At 45.8% G+C, this 26828-nt stretch carries 25 protein-coding genes; 10 read left to right on the top strand and 15 right to left on the bottom strand.

What is annotated here, in order from left to right:
• Positions 1-4 precede the first annotated feature (4 nt).
• The 6 genes from rodA to YC6258_RS10705 are packed head-to-tail and all read right to left on the bottom strand — an operon-like array spanning position 5 to position 5778.
• Positions 5-1138 carry a rod shape-determining protein RodA gene (rodA, locus tag YC6258_RS10730; protein WP_044616988.1) on the bottom strand — a complete coding sequence of 378 codons (1134 nt, stop codon included), beginning with the start codon at positions 1136-1138 and terminating at the stop codon, positions 5-7.
• A gap of 4 nt (positions 1139-1142) precedes the next feature.
• Positions 1143-3014, bottom strand: a complete 1872-nt coding sequence (gene mrdA, locus YC6258_RS10725) for a penicillin-binding protein 2 (protein ID WP_044616987.1) — start codon at positions 3012-3014, stop codon at positions 1143-1145.
• 13 nt (positions 3015-3027) lie between these two features.
• Positions 3028-3495 (bottom strand): 23S rRNA (pseudouridine(1915)-N(3))-methyltransferase RlmH, encoded by a 468-nt coding sequence (gene rlmH / locus YC6258_RS10720; protein WP_044616986.1) that lies wholly within the window; start codon positions 3493-3495, stop codon positions 3028-3030.
• On the bottom strand, positions 3492-3848 hold the full coding sequence (rsfS, locus tag YC6258_RS10715; RefSeq protein WP_044616985.1) for a ribosome silencing factor: 357 nt from the start codon (positions 3846-3848) through the stop codon (positions 3492-3494). The genes rlmH and rsfS overlap by 4 nt, the downstream gene beginning before the upstream one ends.
• Positions 3849-3880: 32 nt before the next feature.
• Positions 3881-4528 carry a nicotinate (nicotinamide) nucleotide adenylyltransferase gene (gene nadD, locus YC6258_RS10710; RefSeq protein ID WP_082070650.1) on the bottom strand — a complete coding sequence of 216 codons (648 nt, stop codon included), beginning with the start codon at positions 4526-4528 and terminating at the stop codon, positions 3881-3883.
• Positions 4525-5778, bottom strand: a complete 1254-nt coding sequence (locus YC6258_RS10705) for a glutamate-5-semialdehyde dehydrogenase (RefSeq protein ID WP_044616983.1) — start codon at positions 5776-5778, stop codon at positions 4525-4527. Before YC6258_RS10705 ends, nadD begins: the two co-directional genes overlap by 4 nt.
• 255 nt (positions 5779-6033) lie before the next feature.
• Here YC6258_RS10705 and YC6258_RS10700 point away from each other — a divergent pair, with 255 nt between their 5' ends.
• On the top strand, positions 6034-7365 hold the full coding sequence (locus YC6258_RS10700; RefSeq protein ID WP_044616982.1) for a bifunctional DedA family/phosphatase PAP2 family protein: 1332 nt from the start codon (positions 6034-6036) through the stop codon (positions 7363-7365).
• Positions 7366-7371: 6 nt separating this feature from the next.
• On the opposite strand, the gene YC6258_RS10695 is transcribed toward YC6258_RS10700, so the two are convergent.
• The 3 genes from YC6258_RS10695 to aceA form a co-directional block, all read right to left on the bottom strand.
• Positions 7372-7989 (bottom strand): LON peptidase substrate-binding domain-containing protein, encoded by a 618-nt coding sequence (locus YC6258_RS10695; protein ID WP_044616981.1) that lies wholly within the window; start codon positions 7987-7989, stop codon positions 7372-7374.
• A 116-nt stretch (positions 7990-8105) separates the two neighbouring features.
• Entirely contained in the window at positions 8106-8360 is a 255-nt protein-coding gene (locus tag YC6258_RS10690; protein ID WP_044616980.1) for a hypothetical protein, read from the bottom strand.
• A 604-nt stretch (positions 8361-8964) separates the two neighbouring features.
• Complete coding sequence (gene aceA / locus YC6258_RS10685; protein ID WP_044616979.1) at positions 8965-10248, bottom strand: isocitrate lyase; 1284 nt, start codon at positions 10246-10248, stop codon at positions 8965-8967.
• 608 nt (positions 10249-10856) lie between these two features.
• Between aceA and YC6258_RS10675 the strand changes: the two genes are divergently transcribed.
• Together YC6258_RS10675 and YC6258_RS10670 are read left to right on the top strand one after the other, a co-directional pair.
• Complete coding sequence (locus YC6258_RS10675; protein WP_044616977.1) at positions 10857-12365, top strand: XRE family transcriptional regulator; 1509 nt, start codon at positions 10857-10859, stop codon at positions 12363-12365.
• A 4-nt stretch (positions 12366-12369) separates the two neighbouring features.
• Positions 12370-13242, top strand: coding sequence for a TraB/GumN family protein (locus YC6258_RS10670; protein ID WP_044616976.1), 873 nt, complete (start codon positions 12370-12372; stop codon positions 13240-13242).
• Between the two features lie 43 nt (positions 13243-13285).
• On the opposite strand, the gene trxB is transcribed toward YC6258_RS10670, so the two are convergent.
• Entirely contained in the window at positions 13286-14242 is a 957-nt protein-coding gene (gene trxB / locus YC6258_RS10665) for a thioredoxin-disulfide reductase (RefSeq protein WP_044616975.1), read from the bottom strand.
• 256 nt (positions 14243-14498) lie between these two features.
• Here trxB and YC6258_RS10660 point away from each other — a divergent pair, with 256 nt between their 5' ends.
• Positions 14499-14921: a hypothetical protein gene (locus YC6258_RS10660; protein WP_052830212.1), complete on the top strand. Its 423-nt coding sequence runs from the start codon at positions 14499-14501 to the stop codon at positions 14919-14921.
• A gap of 4 nt (positions 14922-14925) precedes the next feature.
• Here the strand turns inward: YC6258_RS10660 and YC6258_RS10655 are convergent, their stop codons facing one another.
• Positions 14926-16092 carry a response regulator gene (locus YC6258_RS10655; RefSeq protein ID WP_052830211.1) on the bottom strand — a complete coding sequence of 389 codons (1167 nt, stop codon included), beginning with the start codon at positions 16090-16092 and terminating at the stop codon, positions 14926-14928.
• 219 nt (positions 16093-16311) lie between these two features.
• Complete coding sequence (gene ampE, locus YC6258_RS10650) at positions 16312-17160, bottom strand: regulatory signaling modulator protein AmpE (RefSeq protein ID WP_044616974.1); 849 nt, start codon at positions 17158-17160, stop codon at positions 16312-16314.
• 189 nt (positions 17161-17349) lie between these two features.
• Between ampE and nadC the strand changes: the two genes are divergently transcribed.
• Positions 17350-18213 carry a carboxylating nicotinate-nucleotide diphosphorylase gene (nadC, locus tag YC6258_RS10645; RefSeq protein WP_044619948.1) on the top strand — a complete coding sequence of 288 codons (864 nt, stop codon included), beginning with the start codon at positions 17350-17352 and terminating at the stop codon, positions 18211-18213.
• A 242-nt stretch (positions 18214-18455) separates the two neighbouring features.
• Here the strand turns inward: nadC and YC6258_RS10640 are convergent, their stop codons facing one another.
• Complete coding sequence (locus YC6258_RS10640; RefSeq protein WP_144407611.1) at positions 18456-20072, bottom strand: PglL family O-oligosaccharyltransferase; 1617 nt, start codon at positions 20070-20072, stop codon at positions 18456-18458.
• Positions 20073-20148: 76 nt separating this feature from the next.
• Positions 20149-20649 carry a pilin gene (locus YC6258_RS10635; RefSeq protein ID WP_044616972.1) on the bottom strand — a complete coding sequence of 167 codons (501 nt, stop codon included), beginning with the start codon at positions 20647-20649 and terminating at the stop codon, positions 20149-20151.
• A gap of 254 nt (positions 20650-20903) precedes the next feature.
• On the opposite strand from YC6258_RS10635, the gene pilB reads away from it, so the two are divergent.
• Genes pilB through yacG form a run of 5 tightly spaced genes read left to right on the top strand, consistent with a single transcriptional unit; the run spans position 20904 to position 25516 of the window.
• Positions 20904-22601, top strand: coding sequence for a type IV-A pilus assembly ATPase PilB (pilB, locus tag YC6258_RS10630; protein WP_044616971.1), 1698 nt, complete (start codon positions 20904-20906; stop codon positions 22599-22601).
• Positions 22602-22615: 14 nt separating this feature from the next.
• A complete protein-coding gene (locus YC6258_RS10625) occupies positions 22616-23839 on the top strand; it encodes a type II secretion system F family protein (RefSeq protein WP_044616970.1) in 1224 nt (407 codons plus the stop codon).
• Positions 23839-24705, top strand: a complete 867-nt coding sequence (locus YC6258_RS10620; protein WP_044616969.1) for a prepilin peptidase — start codon at positions 23839-23841, stop codon at positions 24703-24705. Before YC6258_RS10625 ends, YC6258_RS10620 begins: the two co-directional genes overlap by 1 nt.
• Positions 24702-25301, top strand: coding sequence for a dephospho-CoA kinase (coaE, locus tag YC6258_RS10615; RefSeq protein ID WP_044616968.1), 600 nt, complete (start codon positions 24702-24704; stop codon positions 25299-25301). The genes YC6258_RS10620 and coaE overlap by 4 nt, the downstream gene beginning before the upstream one ends.
• On the top strand, positions 25298-25516 hold the full coding sequence (gene yacG / locus YC6258_RS10610; protein WP_211264666.1) for a DNA gyrase inhibitor YacG: 219 nt from the start codon (positions 25298-25300) through the stop codon (positions 25514-25516). The genes coaE and yacG overlap by 4 nt, the downstream gene beginning before the upstream one ends.
• A gap of 27 nt (positions 25517-25543) precedes the next feature.
• Here the strand turns inward: yacG and argJ are convergent, their stop codons facing one another.
• Positions 25544-26767 (bottom strand): bifunctional glutamate N-acetyltransferase/amino-acid acetyltransferase ArgJ, encoded by a 1224-nt coding sequence (gene argJ / locus YC6258_RS10605; protein WP_044616966.1) that lies wholly within the window; start codon positions 26765-26767, stop codon positions 25544-25546.
• Positions 26768-26828: the final 61 nt, after the last annotated feature.

Genomic DNA, 26828 nt, shown 5'->3' with positions numbered 1-26828 from the left:
CTTTTTATAGTTTTTGATGAGTACTAATGGACATAAGAATGCCAAAGCCGGTCATCAACGTCACAATGGAGGTCCCTCCATAGCTGATTAACGGTAATGGCACACCGACGACCGGCAAAATGCCGCTGACCATTCCAATGTTCACGAATACATAAATAAAAAATGTCAGCGTAATACTGCCGGCCAATAGACGACCAAAACTGTCTCTGGCTCTGACCGTAATAATCATGCCACGAACAGTGATAGCCAGATACAAAGTGATCAGCAACATCACGCCGATATAACCAAACTCTTCACCCAACACTGCGATAATGAAGTCAGTATGACTTTCGGGTAAGAAGTCCAACTGCGACTGAGTACCCAACATGAAACCTTTACCTTCTATCCCACCGGAACCAATAGCCGTCTTGGATTGAATGATATTCCAGCCGGCTCCCAAAGGATCTGACTCAGGATTTAAAAAAGTCAGTACCCGCTGCTTCTGATACTCGCGCATCACAAAAAACCACATGACCGGGCCCATCGCCATTGCCAAGGAAACAAAGCTGGCAATCAACTTCCAGCTGATCCCTGCGAGGTATATGACAAATATTCCGGAAATCATAATTAGCAGGGATGTGCCAAGATCAGGCTGCTGAACGATCAATGCCGTTGGTATGAGCAAGCCCACTCCTCCGAAAAATAAATGCTTAAGCTTCGGAGGTAACGGGTTTCGGCTCAAATACCAGGCCAACACGATAGGAACTGCCAGTTTCATGATTTCTGACGGCTGAAATGCTGGCAACCCTGGTAAGTCCAGCCAGCGTTGCGCACCCTTACCGGACTTGCCCATTATCAGAACGGCCACCAGCAGCGCATTCCCTACAACATATACCCCCAACCCCCAGCGGGCATAGACTCTGGGATCCATCTGGGCAATAACCAGCATAATGATATACGCCAGCCCAAATCTCATAGCCTGTTTTTCCACCATCACGGCACTGCCGCCAGAAGCAGAATACAAAACCACCAGCCCGCCCAGACAGACCATTAACAACATCAATAACAAGGGTACATCTATATGCAGGCGATAAGACAATGATGGGCTGCCGCGCAAATCAAGCTCTGGCAGTGACCGGACATATTCCTGGAAAGCCATAATATTATTCCTTCGCAGTCGCTTGGGTTGAGGGTAGCAGCCAATATTCAAACATCGCTCTGGCCATTCTTGCCATCGCACTACTGTGTTCGCCGTTTTCGACCAGTACCGTGACTACGATCTGCGGATCCTCAAACGGCGCGAAACCTGTAAACCACGCGTGATCCCGCAGGCGCTCGCGCACCTCATCTGAATCATAGAGCTCGTCTTCTGCATATGTATATACTTGTGCAGTACCGGTTTTACCGGCCATTTTGAAAGGCGCATCCCAACCGGTACTACGGCCAGTACCTGTTCGACCATGCATGACCTCCTCAAGAGCTTTTTTCATTTTTTCGAAGTCTTCTTTTGGCAAATCCAGGGGTGGCGGAACAAAAGGCGTGTCGACAGATTGCAAATCCCGATTGGAGGACATTTCAAGCCTTGGGGTCTTCCACTGCCCATCGTTGACAATAGCGGTCAACGCCGCCGTTACCTGAAGCGGTGACGCAAGCAAATAACCCTGGCCAATACCCATGTTGACAGAGTCACCGGCAAACCAGGAAAAACCCTGACGTTCTTTTTTCCATTCTCTGGTTGGATTGATCCCGCCAGCAACGTTATAAACATCAAGAGTGGTATCCGCACCGAACCCAAATGAAGCCAGCGTGTCGTGCATCGCTTCCAGCTTCATGTTGTAAGCCACTTCATAAAAGTACGTATCCACCGACTGTACGATAGCCTTGTTCAAATCAATCCATTCCGGTTTTTTGCCATAGCGCCAGGTCCAGTCACGCCAGCGGGTACGCCCGGAAGTGAGATCCGTTGGCAAATCCCAGTAACCTGGATTCAGTATCTTGGTGTTCCAGGTTACGACGTTATATTTCAAGGCTCCCAAGCCAAGAAACGGCTTGACGGTGGAAGCCGGAGGATACAGACCACGAGTAGTACGATTGAGAAATGGTACGTCACGGGAATCACGCAGTTTTGAATAGACCTCAGAACTGATGCCGGTAACAAACAGATTCGGATCAAAACTCGGAGAAGAAGCCAGGGCCAAAATACCACCAGTCTTGGGATCCATAGCAACGATGGCCCCACGCTGACCTTCTAGCAGCTGTTCTGCTTTTTGCTGCAGCCCCAGATCAAGATATAGCTTCAGATCAGCTCCCGGGACCGGCGCCACTTTATCCAGAGTACGCAGGATTCTGCCCCGGGCATTGATCTCCACTGTCCGATAACCCGGCGTGCCAAGAAGGTCCAGCTCATAGGTTTTTTCGACGCCAACCTTGCCGATTTGATTGGTTCCTGCATACAAACCCGGGTCCAGAGTTTTTAATTCGGCCTCGTTGATCTTACCGACATAACCCAATACATGAGAAAAAGTAGAACCATAGGGATAACGCCGAATCAGATTAGCATCGACCTCCACCCCCTTGAGAAAATAATTGTTTACAGCTATGCGGGCAATTTCCTCTTCGGTCAGACTGTCCTTTAGCTCGATAGGCTCATAGGGGCGACGATAGCGCTCAGCCCGCTCACGAAAGCGTTCCTCTTCACGGTCACTGATAGATACATATTTTCTAAGCTCCGCCAGTGTGGCGTCGAGATCATCGACTCGCTCAAGCACCAAAGACAAACGATGGCTGGGCAGGTTTTCAGCCAGAAGATGACCATTACGGTCATAAATGAGACCACGAGTAGGGGCAATTGGTTGTACCTGAACACGATTGGCAGTGGACTTGGTCACATAAATATCATGCTCGACAACCTGTAAAAAAAACATCCGCCACAACAATGCGGCACACATCAGAAATACCAGAAAAACAGCAACAACCGCTCTTCGAAGTACCAGATTTTTTTCACCAGAACGGTCTTGGATGTTTATTGCATCCATGGGCTACAACGGCTCATTTATGGTAAGGATGGTTCATTAAAATAGTCCAGGCGCGATACAACTGCTCAGCAAGAATCAACCGCACCATCGGATGTGGGAGGGTAAGCTCTGACAACGACCAGTGCAATTGAGCCTGTTGTAAAAGTTCCGCGTCCAGTCCGTCGGGCCCACCAATCAAAATGGCCAGATTGTGTCCATCCTGTCGCCACTGTTCAGCCTGCTGAGCGAGTTTTTCTGTCGACCAGGAACGACCTTTTACATCCAGCGCAATGATTTTGTCTGACGCTTGTAATGCTTCCCTGATGGACTTCGCTTCAGCCGCCATCGCTGTTTTTTTATCAGAATTTTTACCACGATAACCCAGAGGCAATTCAACGAATTCCAATGAAAAATCTCTGGGCAAACGTTTGGTGTATTCTTCCACGCCCTGATAGACCCAGGAAGGCATCCGGGTGCCTATAGCCAGGCAACGAATCTTCATTCCGGTGAGGAATTACGATTAACTGCTGCCGGTCCTTCCCACAACCGTTCGAGGTCATAATATGCCCGGGTCGCCGGCAACATAACGTGCAGAACCAGATCACCAAAATCGATGAGCACCCATTCAGAACCAGGATCTCCCTCGCGTCCAATGGCCATATAACCGTTGGCCTTGGCGTCTTCGGAGACGTTATCCACAATCGCCTGTAAATGACGACTGGAAGTCCCTGAAGCAATAACCATCAGGTCAGTGATACTGGTTTTATCCGCAACATCCAGGGCGACAACATCCTGCGCCTTGATATCATCCAGTGCTTCAAGCACCACTTCTTTAAGAGCTTTTTGAGAAGACATTCATTACCTTTAATCAGGATTGATTCGCTAACTTACTTTGAATCATTATAGAGGTGATGGGCATCAATGTATGCCCTGATTTTATCCGACAACCATTCCTTTCTGGGTCCGCTTTGAGTCCGAAGTTCTGTGCTGGATACATCCGCTGCCAAAGTATCATCCACCCAAATGGACCCAGCCGGTTTCTGGCTCAGATCGGACACTGAAAACGTCTGCCGATGCTGCAATTGATTCTGTAAAAAAGGAGACATCTGTTCAAGAGAATATCTGGGACGGGCAAAGACTGCCAGATGTACGAGATCAAGAATTTCCCGCCAATGCCCCCAATTATGAAAACTCTGCAACGAGTCAGCCCCCATGACAAACACCAGACTTTCGTCATTGCCAATCTCTGCACGCATGCTCAGCATTGACTCATAGGTGTAAACAGGCTGACTGGATTTGATTTCCCGCTCATCAATCACACACTTTTGCGCCCAGTGTGCCGGCAACTCTGATATAGCCAGCCGCAGGATCGCCAGGCGATGCTCCACTGGACCATGAGCAGCAGATTTATGCACGGGCTGATAACACGGTAACAAACGCAGCTCATCCGGCTGCAGATATTTCATGCAATGCCGGATAAGCTTTAAATGACCAAAGTGAAAAGGATCAAATGTCCCACCAAATACTGCTATCACTGACGTATATGTCCATCACCAAAAACGATAAATTTCTGCGAAGTCAGACCTTCAAGTCCAACCGGTCCCCGCGCATGAATCTTATCTGTGGAGATGCCGATCTCTGCACCTAAGCCGTACTCAAAGCCGTCTGCGAAGCGACTGGATGCATTGACCATGACTGACGATGAATCCACTGCAGCCAGAAATTCTCTAGCCAGAGTATAATTCTCAGTCACGATGACATCGGTATGATGCGAACCATAATGGTTAATATGCTCAATGGCTTGTTCCATGTCTTCGACGACCCGGATGGACAGGATGGGTGCCAGATATTCAGTTGACCAGTCCTCTTCCTGAGCGGCCTTACATTGAATAATCTCAGCGGTTTTGTCGCAACCGCGCAGCTCAACGTCAAATTGCGCGTATTTATCAGCCAGCGCCGGTAATACCGTCCTAGCAATCGCTTCATGAACCAATAATGTTTCCATGGTATTACAAACACCATAACGCTGGGTCTTGGCGTTGACAGCTATTCTAATGGCCTTATCCATGTCTGCAGCCGCATCGATATAAGTATGACAAATACCATCCAGATGTTTGATTACCGGTACTCGTGCGTCACGGCTGATGCGCTCGATCAGGCCTTTACCACCCCGAGGCACGATGACATCCACATATTCTGGCATAGTAATCAGATGCCCGACGGCTTCCCGGTCCGTCGTTTCAACCACCTGGATGACATGCTCAGACAACTCCGCTTTTATCAAACCCTGGCGAATATAAGATGCCAAAGCCTGATTGGAATGAATCGCTTCGCTGCCGCCGCGTAAAATAGTGGCATTCCCGGATTTCAGACACAGACTGGCCGCCTCAATAGTTACATTGGGACGGGACTCATAAATGATGCCGATAACTCCCAGTGGAACGGTCATTTTGCCAACCTGTATACCTGAAGGACGATAACTCATACCGGAAATTGTACCAATCGGATCGGCCAGAGCGGCCACCTGATGCAGACCTTCAATCATGCTATCAATACGTTTGGGTGTCAGCGTCAACCGATCCAACATGGCATCCGTTAACCCATTGGCCTGCCCTCGCTCCAGATCCCGGTTGTTTTCACTGGTCAGCGTGATACGGTTCTGATCCAGCAACTCTGCGGTATACAGAAGGGCATTATTTTTTTTCAGTGTCGTTGCACGGGCCGCTGTGGCCGAGGCAACCCGGGCTTGCTGCCCGACTTTTTTCATGTATTCGGCGATACTCATGAGTTCTGCTCTTTGGTAAACCGTCAGTTGTCTGAGAGATTTGATTCAGTCATGAAATTTCGTGCTATCCCGTTTGAGTGAAAGTACCTGGACTTTAAACAATAAAGGCCTGCACCTCACTTTTACCCGGCCATTCTTCGACCCGACCAAACCAGCGACAATCAAATGTCATAGAACCCCTCATTATACCCACTCGTATCCATCTTGACACTCCAGTAAAATGCCAAAACTTATTTTATGAGTTTCAGGTCAAGTATGGATTTTGTAACAGCTTGGATACGCACCAATCCCGAATTTGCTCTCTACGCGATTTTCACTATTACCTTTATCGAGTCTTTCGCATTCATCGGTGCTCTGGTGCCAGGTGTTGTGGTCTTGTTCGCCGCCTCCGCACTGATTGCCAGCATGGGAATTTCCGGATTGCTGCCGTTAATCCTGGTTGCCGGGGCAGCATCCAGCCTGGCGAATATTTTAAGTTTCTATCTTGGATATCTACTGCGTGATCGACTACATCATTGGCCGGTTGCCCAAAGATATGGCAGCATTCTGTCGTTGGCAGAACGTTTTATCGACAAATGGGGAACTTACAGCGTCATTGCGGGACGCTTCATCGGTCCGATCCGACCATTTGTAGCCTTCATTGCCGGCACCCTTTCCATGCCACCACGCAGATTTGTCACTCTGGACCTGATTACCGTGCTCGCATGGGCACCTATCTATATTGTTCCCGGCTACATGGCCGGCCTGACAGCTGACTACCTTCTGTCGGATTGGCACCGGTGGCCTCCGGCGGTGATATTGTCTTTTATTGCGGCAACATCCATCGCGCTATTCAGTCTGGGTAATTACTGGATCCAGCATCACCAGCAGAAAGTAAATCACTGGCGCCATAAACTGGGTGTGGACGAATTACCATTTGCATCACTGCTCTTGCTGATACTGAGCAGCATGGGCTTGGTGTGGTTGTGCCTGAACATCCCATTGAAACTGGATCTTCCGTTTATGTTGGGATTAAAACAAATGTATGCTCCCTGGACATTGACCCCGACATTATTCATTACTCACATGGGAGACTTCTTCATAGTCTTTATCCTGGGAGTGATGTGGACCGGCGGCCTGGCCATTTATCACAGTCGTCGAGCCGGTATTATCATCCTGCTGGCTCTGATTATCGCGCCTATCACCGTATTCCTTCTAAAGGAGTTGTTTCACGTGGCCCGCCCGACTACGGCCCTGGTGCATATGAGTGATTTTGCATTTCCTTCTGGTCATGCCACTGCTGCGACCATCTATTGGGGTCTGACGGCGGCATTCCTGAATGAGAACATCAGATTCCAACGCCGATGGATTATTTATGCAGCTGCGATTGCCATGATATTTCTGATCGCCTACTCACGCTTATGGTTGCGTGTACATTGGGTCAGTGATGTGATGGCAGGGGTTTTATTGGGTAGTATGGTTGTCACACTGGTGAGGGTGGCTTACGCTTTTTTTCGCTTGACACCATTGCGCATCAACCGCTTTATGCAGCTGTTTTTATACTGGCAGTTAGTCACCCTGACCTGTTATGCCTACAGCCAGACCTAATTGCCATTAACCATTCACTTTCTGCTCCAACAGAGAGATGCAATCGCGTAAACCATCCCAGCGCAATCCCAGGTGATCGGTTTCCAGCAGAGCCTGTTTTTGTTGCTTGGGCATGGGCATCAACATGATCAAATAGTTCATAACCAGCTCTGCTGAACTGAATTCCACCATGTCTCTTATATTGGCCATCAATTCATGAGCCAACAGCTTACCAAGCAGGTCGCACAATGCCTCAAGATCTTCCTCGGATGGTGCTCCCCGCTGCTCAAGAACCTCAATGTCGCCGCACCACAAGCCACTTTTAAGTTGCTCAGCATCGCTGATTTTCACCCGTTCCTGTCCCAAAGCGGTAATGGCCAGCAATCCGTTTTTCATTTGTCCGAAATCACTGATCGTGGCCAGAGTTCCGGTACCGAAGAACGGTACAGCACCGGCCTTTCGCTGGCTTGATGGCTCCTGTACTTCCCGACCTTCACTCAACAGTACCACAACAAAACCACTGCCTGAGCGCATGCACTGGGAAACCATATCGAGGTACCTGGGCTCAAATATCTGCAAAGGCAATGCGCAGCCAGGCAACAAAGGAGTGTGTAACGGAAATAATGGAGTATTCTGCTTCGACATAATGGATCAGGGATCACTGCGACCAAAAACGTGAGTGTCTCAATTCCGTAGCCGTTCATCAAATCTGGAAACTGATCAAGTTGTGTTACCCACAACGACTACTTACAACCCCCAAGCTACTGATCGGATGTTTCATCCAATAATGAAAAAGACAAAAAGGTCATAAATAACAATGTTGTAATCATAATAGCCGGCAAGGGATTGAGTAGAATAAACAAGCCAGTAATGATCCACAAAGTTTTGAGAATCTCAATTTTTTGCTTCAACAATACACGCTTTTTTTCCCGCTGCTCTTCCGTCAACCCGTCACCATGACGACGGATACGGGTAAATTGATATATGGCAAAAAAGCACACCATCAGTCTGTACATATCATCGTCCCCTCTATACGCGATCCCACACCAGAACCATAGACCAGGCTTTTCAACTTTGCCTGTTACGAAATGTTTGTCCTGCCCTGCATAGACCACTGGAACAGTAAAACGTAAGCGGTATCGACTAAAGTCTGAGTATATTATCTACCGCTAAAGTTGACATAAATCATCACCAGATTCATTCGGTTACGCCAAGATTTCATGCATTAGATAAGTCTAATTTTGAGATCAAAGGAGAATAACAATGTCTACTCAAGTTCATGATCATTCACTGGAAAAAATGGCACCATTACTTCTGCTGATTTTTTTGATCGGTGAGATTCCGTTGGCAGCGGGAATTTACTACCTGTTCCAATTGTAAGACTACTCCGATAGCACACTAACAACCGGTTAAGTGCAATGGGTAGGCGTCAATTCATACCGATGAATTGATATCACGATAGCGTCTGAAAGAAAGGTGTGGTTTTTGTCGACCTAACCGAATGAATAAGAGTTCGGGCACTTACGGACTGCCGCCTAACCGGATTGGTGAGATTTGCCTGACCAACCCAATATTCAACCCGGCTCAAGCCGGGTTGAATGTGCTTGACCAGATCTTCTATCAGGCATGTTCTGCGGTTTTGAATTGTGCTTCTTCAGTGGAACCAGTTAACGCAGTAGTTGAACTCTTTCCTCCTGAAACAGCCTGACTGACAGCATCAAAGTATCCCGTACCAACTTCGCGCTGATGTCGGGTGGCCGTAAATCCATCCGTCGCCGCCGCAAACTCAGCTTCCTGCAGCTTCGAATAAGCAGTCATACCACTCTCTTTATAACCTTTCGCCAGATTAAACATGCCGTAGTTAAGGCTATGAAATCCCGCCAGCGTTATGAACTGGAACTTATATCCCATCGCACCCAGTTCACGCTGAAATTTGGCTATGGTGGCGTCATCCAACTTGGCTTTCCAGTTAAAAGAGGGCGAGCAGTTATAGGCCAACAACTGATCCGGGTAATCTTTTCTGACACTCTCTGCAAATTTTCTGGCCTGTTGCAAATCAGGAGTAGAGGTTTCACACCAGACCAGATCAGCATAAGGTGCGTATGACTTGGCTCTGGCAATGGCCGTATCAATACCGTTGCGAATATAAAAGAAACCTTCCGGTGTTCTCTCACCTGTGATGAACGGACGATCCACTTCATCGACATCACTGGTAATCAAAGTCGCCGCTTCGGCATCTGTACGGGCAATCAGTACCGTCGGGACATCCATAACGTCAGATGCCAGACGTGCCGATGTCAGATTTCGCAGAAAATGGCTGGTGGGTATCAGCACTTTACCGCCAAGATGCCCACATTTCTTCTCAGAAGCCAGCTGATCTTCAAAATGCACCCCGGCAGCACCGGCCTCAATCATGGCTTTCATCAGTTCAAACGCATTCAGAGGACCTCCGAATCCTGCTTCCGCATCCGCAACAATCGGCTGGAACCAGTCGACACTATTGTCACCCTCTGCGGTGTGAATCTGGTCAGCTCTCTGCAGAGTCTGGTTAATGCGTTTTACCACCATAGGAACAGAGTTGGCCGGGTAGAGAGACTGATCCGGATACATTTGACCAGCCACGTTTGCATCAGCAGCCACTTGCCAGCCCGACAGATAAATTGCTTTAAGTCCCGCTTTAACCTGCTGCATGGCCTGATTACCGGTCAATGCGCCCAATGCATTTACGTAATCTTCGTTGTTGACATAGTTCCATAATTTATTGGCTCCCAGTTCAGCCAATGTATGTGCCACCTGGACACTACCGCGTAAGTTAACCACCTGCTCAGCGCTGTAGTTACGGGTAATACCTTTCCACCGTGGGTTTGTCTCCCAGTCTTGCCTGATCTGATCTGCTGTTTTCATAACACGTTCTCGCTCCCAAGCATTTTAAGTTAACCAGGAACTCTTTCAGCTCCAGTGAGTACAAAGTATTTTTTGCGTAACTTCATGTCAAGCGAAATTTCGCTAAAAATATTTTTTCGTTATTTGTGTAATTTCGCTACAAATATATTCCATGAACTAGACTCATAAAAAACAACCAGTTAGCCCTTACTCAGCAAAACGATAAAACCTCTCTTTTTAAAGATAACGGTATAAATAAATTGATTTTGTAACAAAATTAGATGAGCTTGGCAGATACTTGGCGGAAGCCTACAATATCCGATGTTTCGCCACTGGCGAATTTTGGGGTGATTTCCCATTGCCAGGAGTGATTGAGTCAACAGGCAATCTATAATGGCTACGAAAACCATTGCCCGACAACGGGTTGGAACCTCTATAAAAACCAGGGAGTTCGTTGTAGGTCGGCTAACCGTTTCGAAACTTTTCCAGAGCCACCGCTCTGAAAACGATAAGGCTGAAGCCTTTAGCTTAAGAGAACATATCGGAGACATTCACCCGATCCCCGGGCAAATTTAGACGCACCAGAGCAGCTACATAGATCGCCAGTTCAATAACAAAGAGAAGATGTGATGGAAATTAATAGCGAAAGCCTTCGATTTATCCTTGGAATCAAGGTTAAACAGTTCCGCCAGCAAAAGAACCTTTCTCTGAAAGAGCTTGGCGAAAAAACCGGTATGTCCGTTTCTTATCTGAGTGAAATCGAGAAAGGCAAAAAATACCCCAAGCCAGAAAAGATTATTCAACTGGCACAAGGACTTGGGCAGTCTTTCGATGATCTGGTTTCCTTGCATCTGGAAGACGAGAACAATCCGGTCTCTGCGCTATTAAACTCCCCTGTTTTTCAGGAATTTCCGCTACATCAGTTTGGCATCACGCTGACTGATGTGTTTGATTTAGTGACCAACACCCCCTCAAAAGCCGGTGCATTTGTCAGGACCCTGCTGGAAATCGGCCGTAATTACGATATGCAGGTAGAGCATTTCCTGCTGGCATCCTTACGCTCCTATCAGAAAATGCATCAGAACTACTTTGAGGAAATTGAGGCGTTTGCCGTTCAGTTTCGCAAAGAGTATGCGGAGCAAATAGCGTCTGGCGTGAATTGCGAGGTATTTGAAGAAGTTCTACAGCAAAGGATGGGCGTGGCCGTGGAATATGAAGATCTGAGCCATCGTCCAGGTCTGGAATCACTGCGCTCCATCTGGATCGACGGACCCAACGAAAAAGTGGTGATCAATACCAATCTCAACGAATCCCAGCGAATGTTTATTCTGGCCCGGGAAATCGGTTATCGATACATAGACCTGAAAGACAGACCGAATACTTCTTCATGGATGAAAGTGGAATCTTTCGATCAGGTTTATAACAATTTCAAAGTCTCCTACTTTGCTGGTGCCGTTATTTTACCGGAAGAGGCCCTGATACGGGATATGACGGCATTCTTTCAGCAGGAAGCCTGGAGCAGCGAATTACTGATCGAAATCATGGGGCGTTACAATGCGACTCCGGAAATGTTTCTGCATCGCATCAGTCAATTGTTGCCTCACCATTTTGGCATGCAGCGCCTGCATTACCTAAGGCTCCAAAACGAGGTTGACAGTGAGAAATACCATCTGACCAAAGAGTTGAATACCACCACCATATTCGTTCCCAGAGGTATCGGCGGAAATGAGCACCATTGCCGGCGTTGGATTGCCATCAGTCTGATGAAACAGCTCGCGGAGGCTCAAAAAAGTGGCGACAACCCTGCCTTGCTGGTTGCTTCACAGCGGTCTCGTTTCATGGCATCCGGAGAGGAGTTTTTCAATATCGCCGTGGCTCGACCACTAAGCCTGCTCGACGGCATGAACAGTGGCATGACTCTTGGTTTTCAAATAGATAAGAACTTCCAGTCGAAAGTGGCTTTCTGGAACGATCCGGACGTACCGCAAATGAGGGTCAATGAAACCTGCGAACGCTGTCCTTTAACAGATGCAGAATGCGAACACCGGATTGCACCACCACGCATATTGATGGAACGCCTCTCACAGCAGCAGAGAGAAGATAACCTTAAAACCTTCCTGAAAGAAAAAATGGGCTGAACCGATGGGGCTGAGAAAACTGATCGGCTGGTATGCCGGATTACTTGGGCTGTCTTTCCTATCCACCGCAGCAGCCGCTCAGGGGATTTTCTGGAAAGCCGAAAAAGATGGCCAGGTCATCTATCTGTGTGGCTCAGTACATGTCGCGAAACCTGACTTCTATCCCATGCCTGACTGGACCTACGAAGCACTGAAAAGCTCAGATGTGTTGATTCTGGAAGTTGCCAGTCTGTCAGATAGCAGCAACAAACAGATCTTCAAACAAATGTCAAAACTACCGGAGGGTCAGGAAATCTATGACCTGCTGGACGATGAGACTATTAAACTGGCGACTGATCTGGGTAATGAATATGGCATCCCACTGGAGTTTTTCCGCTACCAGCAACCGTGGAGTTTCGTCACCTCTTTAACCATGGCCCAGGTAATCAAACTGGGTTATCAGCCGCAGTTTGGTATCGACATACACTTCTCTGGTAAAGCCAGAGAGTACGGCATACCCATCGATGGCTTTGAAACCGCTATGGAACAATATCGTATGCTGCAACAGATCTACACTATGGATCATGCAGTCCATGTCAAAGAATCACTGCTTGAACTTAAGGATGTCGCCGGCCAGATGGATCAACTGGAACAGTCGTGGCTGGACAGCAATGCCGATCATCTGGCAGAACTGTTGAACCAATCGTTCGGAGACTCTGCCGAGGTTGAAGAGGTTATGTTACTCAATCGGAATCAGCGCTGGATGGAGCAGTTATCTGAAAGGTTTAAACATCAGAAACAGATCTTTATTGTGGTCGGTGCCGGCCACGTTGTTGGCAAAGGCAGCCTGACGGAGTTACTGAAACAGGCAGGCTTTAGTATCGAACAACTCAAATAAACCGGGAAAACCCCGGTTTATTTGAATCAGAAATACCAACGAATCAGCCTTCCAGGCCATCAAGATATTTCTCAGCATCCAATGCAGCCATGCAGCCACTACCGGCAGAGGTAATTGCCTGACGGTAAACCTGATCCATAACATCCCCTGCGGCAAAAACACCAGGAACGCTGGTCGCAGTCGCATTACCTTCCAATCCACTTTTGACTTTGATATAACCGCCATTCATTTCCAACTGATCGGTAAATATCTCAGTATTGGGTGAGTGCCCGATTGCAATGAAACAGCCGTCAACCGCGACATCGCTTATCTCGCCACTCTTCACATTCTTGACTTTGACACCCGTCACACCCATCTGATCGCCGACAACTTCATCCAATACTGAATCCCACAGAATCTCAACATTGCCGTTTTCAGATTTCTCCAACAACCGGTCTGCCAGTATTTTTTCAGAACGAAAAGCATCACGGCGGTGAATAACAGTGACTTTGGAGGCGATATTGGCCAGATACAAGGCCTCTTCAACGGCCGTGTTACCACCACCCACCACCACGACAGGTTTATTACGATAGAAAAAGCCATCACAGGTGGCGCAGGCTGAAACACCCTTGCCTTTAAACGCTTCTTCACTCTCTAACCCCAGATAACGGGCACTTGCACCTGTAGCAATAATCAGCGCATCACAGGTGTAAGTTGCCTGATCCCCAATCAGTTTAAAAGGCTTTTGCTTCAGATCAGTTGTATGAATATGGTCAAAAATAATCTCTGTATTGAAGCGCTCAGCGTGTTCTTTCATATCTTCCATGAGCTTGGGTCCCTGCAGATCATGAGGCCCGCCTGGCCAGTTTTCTACTTCAGTAGTCGTGGTCAGCTGTCCCCCCATTTGCATCCCGGTAATCAGAACTGGATTCAAGTTAGCCCGGGCAGCATATACTGCAGCGGTATACCCGGCAGGTCCCGATCCCAGAATAATCAACTTAGTATGCTTCACTTCCGACATTTAGTAATTCTCCCAATCTTTTCAATCTGCGGTATTCTGCATTTGTTACGCATCATTAGCGCCAGTATGTTGTGCTGTTTAACCCTTATTTCAATGCATGAACCAGCCAATGTATACAAGTTCTGCCGCAGCTCCAGGGAACAGCGCACAATAAAAAGAATAGCCACTGGTCTAATGTACCATGTGTTTTTTTGCAGGTTGCTTCATCTTATCCTACCCTTAAGTAAAGAAACGTAACTGATACTCAGGAACACTCATGTCGCTTCGCAGAATTCTAATACTGATCTACGTTACCGTGATTCCCTCACTGGCTCTGGCCGAAAACAGCAACATCTACGCACTTACCGTTGAGACAGACAGCAATATCACCTCTATTGAAATTCGCGACGAGGCAGAGTTTGTCATTCCTCCAGACAACGCCCCATTTAATATGACCAGTAAAAAAGGCGCGAAAGTCTTCACCATCAGTCAGAAAAAAGTTGTATTTGAGCAGGTGACACGTGGAGAGGCTGAATTCGACATCTATGTATCCACCCCCAATCAAGTACTTGGACTGACTGTCTGCAAAGGATCCCGCCTCAGTTATACACTTGTGCGTTCAGATGAGGGAAAGCATAAAAATGATGTCGATGAACAGGATTACTGCGAAAAAGCAGCACTGGTCTTACAGCTCTACTGACCCCTCACTCTACATATTTATGCATTAACGAGATCATACGCTCCGAATCCAACGATCCGGAGCTTTCCATCAGTCCACCAAGTTCGCTGATCAGATCGGAAAAATTCGAATCTACTTTAAGTCCCTCGCCAAACAACTGCTGCTGCTGCTCTATTGCTTCACCAATCACCTTTTCCAACTGCTGCTCCTGGGACTCATTCAAGCCCATATAATTGATCATTCGCTGAATAGCCTCTGCCATATCATCCACAACTTCACCACTCTTACGAACAACCGACATATAGCTTTTATCGATATCATTCAAAACCGAAGATATTCTCGCAACCAACAGAATAATCATCTGCTGCTCCCGGTGTATGGTTTTGAGGTTATCAAGCGCCTTAATACGAGCATCAATGCCTTGCAGTAAAGAAAACACATTATCCTTGATCTGTCCGTACCGCTCAGGATTACTAGTCGGCATGTTTTTAACCAATATCGATACTTGGTTATAGTTCATCACTGAACGCGATCCAAAATCATAATATCGCCCGGCAGATTTCAGCTCAGACAGAATCTGGGACTCCATCTCTTTAGCCATCCCGTTGGCTTCCATATTTTTCGTTTCGTACCGGCCACGAAACTGCAGGCTGCATTTAAGTCCATAACTCTGAAAAGACTGAAATGCACGGAGACCAAGTTCATCAAAGTTCTGACAATCGGCGCTATCCAGAAAGAACTGAATATTGACCCCCAAGTCACTGGTACTGGACATCGCCTGATATGCCGCCTCAGTGGCCATCTCCACCTGACTTTTCAACTGCTGGTTTGCAACCCGGTTAAATACCAGTTTTTGTGCTCTGGCAACCAACTCTTCCGGGTGTAAGTCCGACTCGATGCAATCTTCGCAACCCAGGGTAAACATATTCAGACGATCATGGAGATCCAGTCGATCCGCCACCAGAATGACGTCCAACGGATCAAATCGCTGTTTGCAGGCTTTCAAATTCTCATATGTGCTATCAACACTCTCAGACTCACAAATCACCAGATCAGGCGATTTGCCATCGCGAGTAGCCGGAAAAGACTCCACAGAAGCCTTGACCACAACCACAAACTGCTGCTTTAGACTGGTGAGCCACGCTTCGTTAGGATGAGAACTCAAATAGTACAAAAGGTATTGACCGGACATATCAGCACTCCATGTTTTACCAAGATCAGTCCATTCAGAAGTCGGGATTTTAAATACCCACAGAATGTCTACTCTTAAAACATAGCAGACTATTGAATCAACGTGCGCTGAAACAGAAGGAATGATAAAAGTTCGTCAGCTAATAAGACGAACTCATCAAGAGACGACCATCAAAACTTATATCCGGTATAGAAAACCCGATGACCAACATAAATCCGGCTAAAAAACCAAAAACCAACAGGCCGCTAATATTAGCCAGGCGATCCGGGTTCTTTCGATCAAATTGAGTGTCGCCTTGAGGCGTTGCTTCCGTTCAATGTCTGTTTTCGCACTCCAGTCAATCTCCCGATCATGATCCGGATCTTCATGCATGGCGGTCAACACATAGTCATAAACAGAGGCATCTGAACTAAAATCCATCTTTTTGGTATCACGCCAAACCATGGGAAAAGTTGCAGGAAAGTCCCCCATCAAAGCGATAAAGAAGCTGTGCACTCTGGCGGGCACCCAAAAGACTGCGCCTTTTATGCCATTCAAAAGAACGCGGTTGTGAGAATCCTCAGGAAAAACCAAAACCAATCGAACCATCAATGCACCTGCTGCACCAAAAAACATATACCAGAGCAAGACCGCAAAAAAACGATAAAACGTGACGTCCACCAAAGCCGCTCGAACCTGACGGAAGATAGTGTTCAGGTCACTCTCGTGCGGATTCAAATCAGCATCAAAACACTTGATGGAATGCCGGACGATCACCGAATGATCCTCCTGCATGTTAAATTCACAACAGGCCTCCAGGGTTTCCCTCATGTGACCACGCCCCATTACATACAATAAGACCAAAACATCCACAAACAGGGTAATCAACCAACTATCCAGCCACTGTAACAACAAAAACAGCACAACCGGAGGCACAAAGATTGTCAGCACCAGGACTACTGCGGGATTGGAGATATGCTTGTTCCACCATTCCTGCCAATGACGAATCCACTGATCGGGCTGTTCCAGGGTGGTAGAGCCAAAAAACTTCTGAAAAGCCAACACCAGAATGATGGTCAATATGTTCATATATACTTGCCGTGACTATTGTTATATAAGCCAGCTTACCTTACTTCCGGCCATAACAATATTCAATACAACAAGCGTCCTGAGCTTCGGAGCAGTGACCTGATGCCGCAGCCACAAGATCCGCTTTTGATCATTGCCACAAATCAGATTACTATCCGCTCCCATCTTTCGCTGCTCAGAAAAAAGATCATGAAAATTGAAGATGTTCCATTTTTCACCACGCTAGTCGATCACATGCAACGCTCGGTAGCGTTTGCGCTGGAAGAGGACATCGGTACGGGGGACATCACCGCACAGCTGATTCCCGCCGAACAAACCGTACAAGCGAGTATTATCTGTAAAGACGAAAAAGCCGTCATATGTGGACAAGCCTGGGTCAATGAGGTCTTTCGTCAGGTCGACCCCAGCGTCAGCCTGAACTGGCTGGTGGAAGACGGTGACAACATCAGCAACCAACAAACACTGGTTGAAGTCAGTGGCAATGCCCGCTCCATACTGACCGCCGAACGAACCGCCCTGAACTACCTGCAAACCCTTTCCGGCACGGCAACAACCGCCCGCCAATATGCAGAAGCCGTCAAAAACAAAAACATCACCGTGCTGGATACCCGAAAAACCATCCCCGGACTCCGGCTGGCTCAAAAATATGCAGTACTGGTCGGTGGATGCGCCAACCACCGGCTCGGCCTCTACGACATGTTCCTGATTAAGGAAAACCACATTGCCGCCGCCGGTGGTATCACCAAAGCAGTGGCACAAAGCCAACAAATTGCTCCAAAAGCCAAGATAGAAATAGAAGTCGAGAACATCGAAGAATTCAACGAAGCAGCAGCCACCAATGCTCACTACATAATGCTGGACGAATTCAGCGAACAGGATGTGGAAATTGTCATCAAGACCGATCAGAGAGCATCTTCCCACCAACTGGAAATATCAGGAGGGTTGGACCTTTCCAAAGTGGGAGAGCATAGGTATGAGCAGAATATCCGTGCGTCTGTGGGGGGGATGACTAAAGAAGTTCGGGTGGTGGATTTGAGCTTGAGGGTTTTATGACAATGAAGACAGCCTAGTTAAATTACTCTGCCGCTAAGCGATACTGAAAGGGCTAATTTTGTACACCCTCCTAGAATCGGCCTGATCAGACATCGACCGGTTTTTCAGAAGATGCTAGAAACTAAATATCTAGATCCATTTTACAATGGAGACTACCTATATTATAACATGTACATTATATAGCCAGTGGAACTGTGATTCTTGCTAAACACAATTTCGAATACTCTAGATAATACTCCCCATTATATTTCTCGACCTTCATCTATTGAATGCTTAAAAAAATAAGAGTAATACAAATATTCTTCAGGCCTATTGAGTTTTTCCAATTTTTGCATTTCCATAAGAGCCTCAGACATACGGCCATTAAGTCCCAATGCAACACTATAGCGATATATAGAAACAGCAATAGGGGTGCTATAGGTAACCCGTTTAAACCAATCCAGCTCCTCCATAGACATCCCTTTATGCGCTTTTTGGCGGGCGAAACGAATAAAGTCCTTTTGTTTATCCAACAGAACTAAATCTTTAGATAATCTCAAACCCTTATCTACCTGAAGGCCAAAATTCTGTCCTCTCATCAATCGATGATCTTCTTCAATTACCAAATACTCTTTTGCCACCCAAATACTTATAAAACAAAAAACAAAAAACATCGGTATCTGTATTGGCCAGGCATAACGTTTCTTTTTTACCCCGGACTCCTGATCAACCACCCCTAACATCCAAAAAGCTGGAAACAAAAAATAAGCATATTCTTGAGGATATTCCAACATACCATGTATTAACAGTACGATTATGCAGGATAATAAAAACCAGGATTCATGGGTCTTTGGATGCAAAACCCTCCTACCAATCCAAAATACAAAAAAGCCAATCACAAGAAAACCAATTAAAGGCCCACACCATAGAATTAGATCGAACAGCAAATTATGACTCTGCGTGACATACTCGACATGACTTATGGGACTATCTAGTAAATTCGTAAATTGCGCTACAGACACACCGCCCCATCCATAGCCCCAAAAACCGCTATTTAAGATAGCTGGAATCAGGCTTATCCATATGCTAATACGCCCATGATAATTTCCTTCTACCAACTTTAACTTGGTTTCATCATCAAGCAACAACACATGGTTTATATATGGATAAGAGAGATAAAGAAAAACAAACGACAGCAAGGGTAAAAAAGCAACTTTAGAAAATGGACTCTTTTGCTGTTTCCTGTAATAAAACAAAAAACCAAGAATCCAAATATATTGAAGCAATGGAGTTCTCGACTCTGAAATGACTACCGCCCAATTAAACAAAATCGACAAAAAAACAAATAGAAAAACTGAAATATAACCACGGCCAAATAAATAATATAAGGTAACTATGGACCAAATCATTAACGTTGCATAATTGTTTGGTTGCCCCAAATTACCTACTGCACGCCCTGAAAGCGTTGGCCCAGAAACCCAGATAGAAGATAAATCGAGCCACTGAATAATTCCAATAATACAGCTAACACCTCCCCCCAATAATACTAACAAAGCAAAAATAAAAACAATATGCTCATTATTCTTACCAGAAAATCCGGCCAAATAAGCAAAATAAGCGCCAGTTACATAAATAAAGGCCAGAATTATATCGGATTTATAGAAATAGACCCCGTTAAAAAACTGAATGACCCACAGGCTGACAATTACGATATAAAAAAAAGAGAGACCGGAAGTAAATAGAAGAACTCTGGGTTTCAATGCGATGAATACAACGACCCCTAAAAAAGCCAAAAAATCATTATAAAAAGCACCCCAAGGCAAAAAGTGGTCAGGAACCAACCAGGACAAAACAAGTAATAACAAAGGAGCGCTATTCATTGCGAAGAGAAAAAACCTAATCAAAAAAGGCGACAAATGTCGCCTTTATATAATATATAAATATCACCACCATCAATTAATTGGCGGCAAAACTACCACCTGGCGCAGTGCTGTAGTCATAAGAACAAGAACCCGGTAAAACTTTCAACAGTTCATTACTGCTTCCGCCACAACGCCATTCGTATACCGTTTCACCCCGATTACTTGCGAAGGTCATAGCACCACCGCTAGCATAAGGCACAAGGTAAACATACTGGCCATCAAGATCTGTATCACCAAATCCTTGAATTCCTACACGAACAATGCCATTAGCATCAGTATATATCGAAGCTACATATTTAGACGTTGGACTTGCAGATTCGCACCCCCAGTTGCCAGCACTTGGTGCAGTTGGAGCAGACTGATACTTTTCGGTAATAGTTGTTCTACACGAACTCGCTGCCAAGGTAATTTCAGACATCTTTGCTTTCTTGGTGTAATCCTGATACGCAGGCAAAGCAACTGCAGCCAAAATACCAATGATAGCTACTACAATCATCAACTCAATTAATGTAAAACCTGATTGAACACGCTTCATATCTAATTCCTCTGATCAAATAAACTAGAACTATATCTAGGACCATAAAAAATTAGCAGGAAGCATGCCAAAACAAAAATCCAGGCAATCACTGGATAAACACCTTACGATGCAACGCCTGCATTACACCAAGCGTCAATATGTGACAAATATCGCCAATCAAGGCTATCAGTGGTCTAATCACTGGCCTACTCTTTCGTTAAGAGCTAATCTAATCTCACATGAACTCAAAATAAGGGCTACAACAGCGACTTATGGCAGCACTACTAAACGGCTTATCCAAACGATTGGTTGCAGATCAGATTATTAGTGAAGAATCAGCTATTGAAGCAACCTCACTAGCCAAAAAAAATAAAGTACAACTCGTCACTCAGTTGATAGATTCAGAACTGGCAACTCCTCTACAGATAGCCCAAACTTGCGCAACTGAATTTGGCACTCCTTTATTCGACCTGGAAGCTTTTGACAAAGAGCTACTTAATAAAGAACTTGTTGATAGTAAATTAATAATCGCTCATCGTGCTTTCCCTTTGATAAAAAGAGGGAATCGCCTCTTTGTTGCCGTATCAGATCCAACCAACTTAATCGGATTAGATGAAATAAAATTTCATACAGGATTAAGTACAGAGTCAATCCTGGTTGAGGATGACAAGCTTTCTCGTTTGATTGAGAGCTTTCTCGATGACGGTAACGACGCCTTCGAAGGCCTAGAAGATGAAGCCTTGGATAATTTAGAAGTCGCAGAAACTAAAAAGGATGAAGGAGATGAGGGAAATAGTGGTGCAGATGATGCTCCTGTTGTCCGCTTTATTAATCAAATGCTGCTCTCAGCGATTAAGAAAGGCGCTTCAGACCTACACTTTGAACCTTACGAAAAAACATATCGCGTCCGCTTCCGTATTGATGGAATGTTACAGGATATGTCTCGCCCACCCGTTGCTCTTGGCCCTAAAATCGCCGCACGACTAAAAGTAATGTCTCAACTGGACATTTCTGAGCGCAGGGTTCCCCAGGATGGACGTATAAAACTCAAAATATCAAAGACCAAAGCTATTGACTTTCGTGTAAATACACTGCCCACACTGTTTGGCGAAAAGATCGTATTGCGAATTCTCGATTCCAGTAGCGCTAAAATGGGAATTGACGCTTTAGGTTATGAGCCGGATCAAAAGGAAATGTACCTGGAGGCACTCAAACGTCCTCAGGGAATGATACTGGTTACTGGCCCGACAGGATCCGGAAAAACTGTATCTCTGTATACTGGTTTAAATATATTGAACACTGAAGGTGTTAATATTTCTACAGCCGAGGACCCTGTTGAAATTAACCTGGAAGGGATTAACCAAGTTAACGTCAATAATAGAGTAGGGCTCGATTTTGCGTCAGCACTAAGATCATTTTTGAGGCAGGACCCCGATGTCATTATGGTTGGAGAAATCAGGGACCTGGAAACAGCGTCTATCGCTATCAAAGCAGCTCAAACGGGCCATATGGTACTCTCTACCCTTCATACCAACAGTGCGGCAGAAACATTGACTCGTATGCTGAATATGGGTGTCCCGTCATTTAACCTGGCAACGACCGTCAATTTGATTATCGCCCAACGACTCGCACGCAGATTATGTGGTCACTGTAAACAAGCCTTAGATGTTCCCGTTGAAACATTGAAAAAGGAAGGCTTCAGTGACGAAATGCTCAAAAGCGCCAAGATTTATCACCCCGTAGGTTGCAATCAATGCAACAAAGGTTATAAAGGGCGAGTAGGTATTTATGAAGTCGTTAAGATTACCCCGGCAATTTCCAGAATTATTATGGAAGAAGGTAATTCAATTCAATTGAATGAACAATTCAAAAAAGAAGGCTATAACAACCTGCGTAAATCCGGATTGGTAAAAGTGTGTCAAGGTGTTACCAGCCTTGAAGAAGTCAACCGCGTTACATCGGAAAACTGATCGAGTTATAGATTATGGCAACGGCAGCAAAAACATTTACTTATAAATACGAAGGGATTTCCCGCTCTGGTCGTTCTGTCAAAGGCGAGTTAAGTGCAGTCAATCCAGCAATAGCGAAGGCCCAACTAAGAAAGCAGGGCATTAATGTCAAGAAAATGGTGAAAAAGAGTCAAAGCCTTTCTTTTCTTGGCTCTGGAAAAAAGTCCATTAAGTCTGAAGACATTGCGGTATTTACACGCCAAATGGCAACCATGATGAAAGCTGGCGTACCCCTGGTACAAGCGTTTGATATTGTTGCAGAAGGTTTGTCAAACAAAAGCATGGCAGAACTCGTTACGGCCATGAAAGCAGATGTATCTGCTGGTGGCACATTTGGAAGCGCCCTGAGAAAACATCCAAAATATTTTGATGATTTATTTTGTAGCTTAGTGGAGTCTGGAGAGCAAGCCGGTGCCCTCGAAACCATGCTGGATCGTGTCGCTATATACAAAGAAAAAAGTGAATCCATAAAACGTAAAGTTAAAAGTGCGCTCAAATACCCCATTACAGTTATAGTAGTGGCCATGATTGTCACTGCAGTTCTACTTCTTAAAGTTGTACCGGTTTTTGCCGAAATGTTTAATAGTTTTGGCGCTGAGTTACCACTTCCCACTCAAGTTGTTGTCTCCATGTCGGAATGGATGCAGCGCAATTGGTATATAGGGCTAGGTGTCATTATCGTCAGTACTTTTCTTTTTTCTACAGCCATGAAGCGATCAATAAAATTTCGTCATGGAGTTCAAAGGTTTTTATTACGGTTACCTGTATTTGGTCCAATATTTAAACAATCTGCCTATGCTCGTTATGCCAGAACACTATCGACAACATTTGCTGCTGGTGTACCTCTAGTAGATGCACTGGATTCAGCCGCAGGGGCATCTGGTAATATTGTCTATGAGACCGCAATCCAAAATGTCAAACATGAGGTTTCTTCGGGTGGTGAGCTTGCAGGCTCGATGCGTGCAGAGAACGTCTTTCCACCAATGCTGGTACAAATGGTTTCTATTGGTGAACAGTCAGGTGCGTTGGATGACATGCTCGCGAAGGCTGCTGCTATTTATGAGGAAGAGGTAGATACCATGGTAGATGGTCTGACCAGTATGATGGAGCCAATGATTATGGCTTTTCTGGGAGTCGTTGTTGGTGGCTTGGTTGTGTCCATGTATCTACCTATTTTCCAGATCGGAAACGTTGTTTAATGCAGGCTATTGAACTATTCCAAACCTCCACGGTGACTTTAACAGTCACCGTTTTTATTTTCGGGCTATTAATCGGTAGCTTTCTGAACGTCGTCATTTTTCGCTTGCCGGTCATGATGAAAAACAGCTGGACCATTGAGGCCAGCGAGTTTCTGGAACTTAAGGTTCCGAAACTGGACAAAATAAACCTTATTAAGCCTGACTCAACCTGTCCTAAGTGCGGACACAAAATTCGTGCCTGGGAAAATATTCCGGTTATCAGTTACCTGTTTTTAAAAGGACGCTGCGCTTCCTGCAAAACCGGTATTTCTCTTCGTTATCCAACCATTGAACTGATTACTGCCGGTTTATCCGCGCTGATTGCCTGGCAATTTGGCTGGTCTATGCAGACAGTCTATTTACTAGCTTTTGTCTGGGTGTTGATTTCATTAACGATGATTGATTTTGATACTCAATTATTACCGGATAGCCTGGTTCTCCCGCTACTTTGGCTAGGTCTCATTGCCAATCTCAGTAGCACATTTACATCACTTAATGAGGCTGTCATTGGGGCTATTGCCGGTTACTTGTCTCTTTGGCTGGTATATTGGTTGTTTAAGTTGACCACAGGCAAAGAAGGCATGGGTTATGGGGATTTCAAATTATTTGCCGCATTTGGCGCCTGGTTCGGCTGGCAATCCCTGCCACTGATTATTCTGCTTTCTGCAGCAGTTGGGTCTGTTATAGGTATTGGACTTATTTTGATCAAAGGTCGTGACAAAAACATCCCCATACCATTTGGGCCGTATTTGTGTGGCGCTGCGCTGGTTTATATATTCTGGGGTGAATACATTACCCAATGGTATCTGGGAACATTGCAAATATGATTGTAGGCCTGGGAGGAGGCATCGCCAGCGGGAAAACAGAGGCCAGTACATATCTCCAGGAACAGTATCAATTTAATATGATCGATACTGATGTGTTGGCCAGAGAAGTGGTAATGCCGGGCCAAAAGGCTTACCAGGAGATAGTCAGCCATTTTGGAAATGGAATATTATTAGCCGACGGAAGCCTGGACCGCTCAAAGCTCAGAGAGCTTATTTTTTCTGACGTTGCAGAAAAGACATGGCTGGAATCCGTGACACACCCCGCCATACGATCTCTTATGCAAGAAAAAATTAAAGCAGCACCGAAAAATGCGGTGACATTATTAGTGTCGCCACTATTGTACGAGTCAGAACAGTACAAACTGTGTTATCGGAATATCCTGATAATAGCTCCAGTCAAGATTAGAACCCAGCGAGCCGTGAGCCGAGATAGCAGCTCAGTGGACATCGTAAACAGTATCATCAATCAGCAGATGCCCGATGAACAAAAGCTTGAAATTGCTGATTTCATCATCACAAACGACTCAACAATCACAGCTTTTCATCATAAGCTTGATGCTATCGCTCAAACTCTCTTAGAACTGGCTAAATCATGATTAGGGTAAAATGTCCGACTTGTAAAAAAGAAACTGAATGGTCAGAGGAAAATCAATTTCGACCGTTTTGTTGTGAACGATGCAAACTCATTGATTTGGGAGACTGGGCTTCTGAAGGTCATCGTATTGCTGGCCCAGCATTGATGGATGATCCGTTTTCTGAGGATTTGGACGATTTTTTTATCGATCCAGAAAACAATGGGAAAGACATCTAGTCTTTCCCAATTTTTTGTTCTGACCAGTTAAGTCCGGTATTCTGCGTTAATACGAACGTATTCGGCAGACAGATCCGTGGTGTATATTCGTTCTGAAGCTTCCCCTTGCCCAAGACTAACAGTAATTCTGATTTCCTCCTGAGCCATGACTTTGCTTCCCTGTTCTTCAGTGTACTTATCATCCCGCTGACCATTATGAACGATACGGACATCATCCAGCCAGATTGAAACCCGGTTGACATCGAGCTCTTCGATCTGGCTACGACCAACGGCTGCCAAAATTCTACCCCAGTTAGCGTCACTGGCAGAGAAAGCTGTTTTAACCAATGGGGAATGGGCAATCGTATAAGCCACTTCAAGTGCTTCTGCTGAGTTACGCGCCTCATTTACGACAACAGTGACAAATTTGGTCGCCCCTTCACCATCTCTTACAATCGCCTGGGCCAGAAAAAGCAACACCTCTCCAACGGTCTTCTTAAGAAAACGGTATAAATCCGAATCTTCAGAATCACAACAAGGCACCGCTGCTTTACCGGTGGCAATCAGAATACAGGCATCATTGGTGGATGTGTCTCCATCCACAGTTATACGATTGAAACTCTGCTCATTTGCTTCACTAAGTATTTTTTGCAGCAAAAGTTGCGTAACCGGTGCATCGGTAGCAACAAACCCCAACATCGTAGCCATGTTAGGCTTGATCATCCCAGACCCTTTAGCGATTCCTGTTACGGTTATGATTTCACCCTGATACTGAAACTGCGCACTGATAGCTTTAGGCCGGGTATCTGTCGTCATGATACCGTAGGCAGCATCTTCCCAGTTATCGACTTCCAGTGTCTCTACTGCGTTTGGCAATCCCGCCAATAACCTGTCCATTGGCAGGTTTTCACCAATAACCCCTGTGGAAAACGGCAGCACTTGATGAGTCCCAACGTTTCTGATGGCTGCCAGACGAGTGCAGGTCTCAATCGCATCCTCCATCCCCTGACGTCCGGTTCCTGCATTTGCATTTCCGGTATTAATGACCAGAAAACGGATACCTTCACCACTTGCCAGATGTTTTTTTGCCACGTGAACGGGTGCTGCACAGAACTTGTTTTTGGTAAAAACCCCGGCAACCTGACTACCCGGAGCGATATCAAATATCACCAGATCCCTACGATTTGGCTTTTTAATACCCGCGCACGCGATTCCAATAGATACTCCATTTACAGGAAACAATTGCGACAACGTTTCATGACCAACAGCCATTTAGATGAACCCTCAGATTCTACTTTTCAAAAATATCACCCCATTTTAATCATTTCCAAAA

This window comes from Gynuella sunshinyii YC6258, from assembly GCF_000940805.1.
Taxonomy (GTDB): domain Bacteria; phylum Pseudomonadota; class Gammaproteobacteria; order Pseudomonadales; family Natronospirillaceae; genus Gynuella; species Gynuella sunshinyii.
The sequence above is the reverse complement of the archived record's forward strand: the minus strand, read 5'-3'. Positions and strand labels throughout refer to the sequence as shown.

Bases quoted from the DNA above. Each gene is read 5' to 3' on its own strand.
- aceA (WP_044616979.1), bottom strand. From the start codon at position 10,248: ATGAAAACAGCAGATCAGATCAGGCAAGACTGGGAGACAAACCCACGG.
- YC6258_RS10635 (WP_044616972.1), bottom strand. From the start codon at position 20,649: ATGAAGCGTGTTCAATCAGGTTTTACATTAATTGAGTTGATGATTGTA.
- rlmH (WP_044616986.1), bottom strand. From the start codon at position 3,495: ATGAAGATTCGTTGCCTGGCTATAGGCACCCGGATGCCTTCCTGGGTC.
- YC6258_RS10655 (WP_052830211.1), bottom strand. From the start codon at position 16,092: ATGTCCGGTCAATACCTTTTGTACTATTTGAGTTCTCATCCTAACGAA.
- YC6258_RS10660 (WP_052830212.1), top strand. From the start codon at position 14,499: ATGTCGCTTCGCAGAATTCTAATACTGATCTACGTTACCGTGATTCCC.
- mrdA (WP_044616987.1), bottom strand. From the start codon at position 3,014: ATGGATGCAATAAACATCCAAGACCGTTCTGGTGAAAAAAATCTGGTA.
- YC6258_RS10695 (WP_044616981.1), bottom strand. From the start codon at position 7,989: ATGTCGAAGCAGAATACTCCATTATTTCCGTTACACACTCCTTTGTTG.
- pilB (WP_044616971.1), top strand. From the start codon at position 20,904: ATGGCAGCACTACTAAACGGCTTATCCAAACGATTGGTTGCAGATCAG.
- YC6258_RS10620 (WP_044616969.1), top strand. From the start codon at position 23,839: ATGCAGGCTATTGAACTATTCCAAACCTCCACGGTGACTTTAACAGTC.
- yacG (WP_211264666.1), top strand. From the start codon at position 25,298: ATGATTAGGGTAAAATGTCCGACTTGTAAAAAAGAAACTGAATGGTCA.
- YC6258_RS10675 (WP_044616977.1), top strand. From the start codon at position 10,857: ATGGAAATTAATAGCGAAAGCCTTCGATTTATCCTTGGAATCAAGGTT.
- YC6258_RS10670 (WP_044616976.1), top strand. From the start codon at position 12,370: ATGGGGCTGAGAAAACTGATCGGCTGGTATGCCGGATTACTTGGGCTG.
- nadC (WP_044619948.1), top strand. From the start codon at position 17,350: ATGAAAATTGAAGATGTTCCATTTTTCACCACGCTAGTCGATCACATG.
- YC6258_RS10640 (WP_144407611.1), bottom strand. From the start codon at position 20,072: ATGAATAGCGCTCCTTTGTTATTACTTGTTTTGTCCTGGTTGGTTCCT.
- coaE (WP_044616968.1), top strand. From the start codon at position 24,702: ATGATTGTAGGCCTGGGAGGAGGCATCGCCAGCGGGAAAACAGAGGCC.
- argJ (WP_044616966.1), bottom strand. From the start codon at position 26,767: ATGGCTGTTGGTCATGAAACGTTGTCGCAATTGTTTCCTGTAAATGGA.
- trxB (WP_044616975.1), bottom strand. From the start codon at position 14,242: ATGTCGGAAGTGAAGCATACTAAGTTGATTATTCTGGGATCGGGACCT.
- YC6258_RS10705 (WP_044616983.1), bottom strand. From the start codon at position 5,778: ATGAGTATCGCCGAATACATGAAAAAAGTCGGGCAGCAAGCCCGGGTT.
- YC6258_RS10690 (WP_044616980.1), bottom strand. From the start codon at position 8,360: ATGTACAGACTGATGGTGTGCTTTTTTGCCATATATCAATTTACCCGT.
- YC6258_RS10625 (WP_044616970.1), top strand. From the start codon at position 22,616: ATGGCAACGGCAGCAAAAACATTTACTTATAAATACGAAGGGATTTCC.
- ampE (WP_044616974.1), bottom strand. From the start codon at position 17,160: ATGAACATATTGACCATCATTCTGGTGTTGGCTTTTCAGAAGTTTTTT.
- rsfS (WP_044616985.1), bottom strand. From the start codon at position 3,848: ATGTCTTCTCAAAAAGCTCTTAAAGAAGTGGTGCTTGAAGCACTGGAT.
- YC6258_RS10700 (WP_044616982.1), top strand. From the start codon at position 6,034: ATGGATTTTGTAACAGCTTGGATACGCACCAATCCCGAATTTGCTCTC.
- rodA (WP_044616988.1), bottom strand. From the start codon at position 1,138: ATGGCTTTCCAGGAATATGTCCGGTCACTGCCAGAGCTTGATTTGCGC.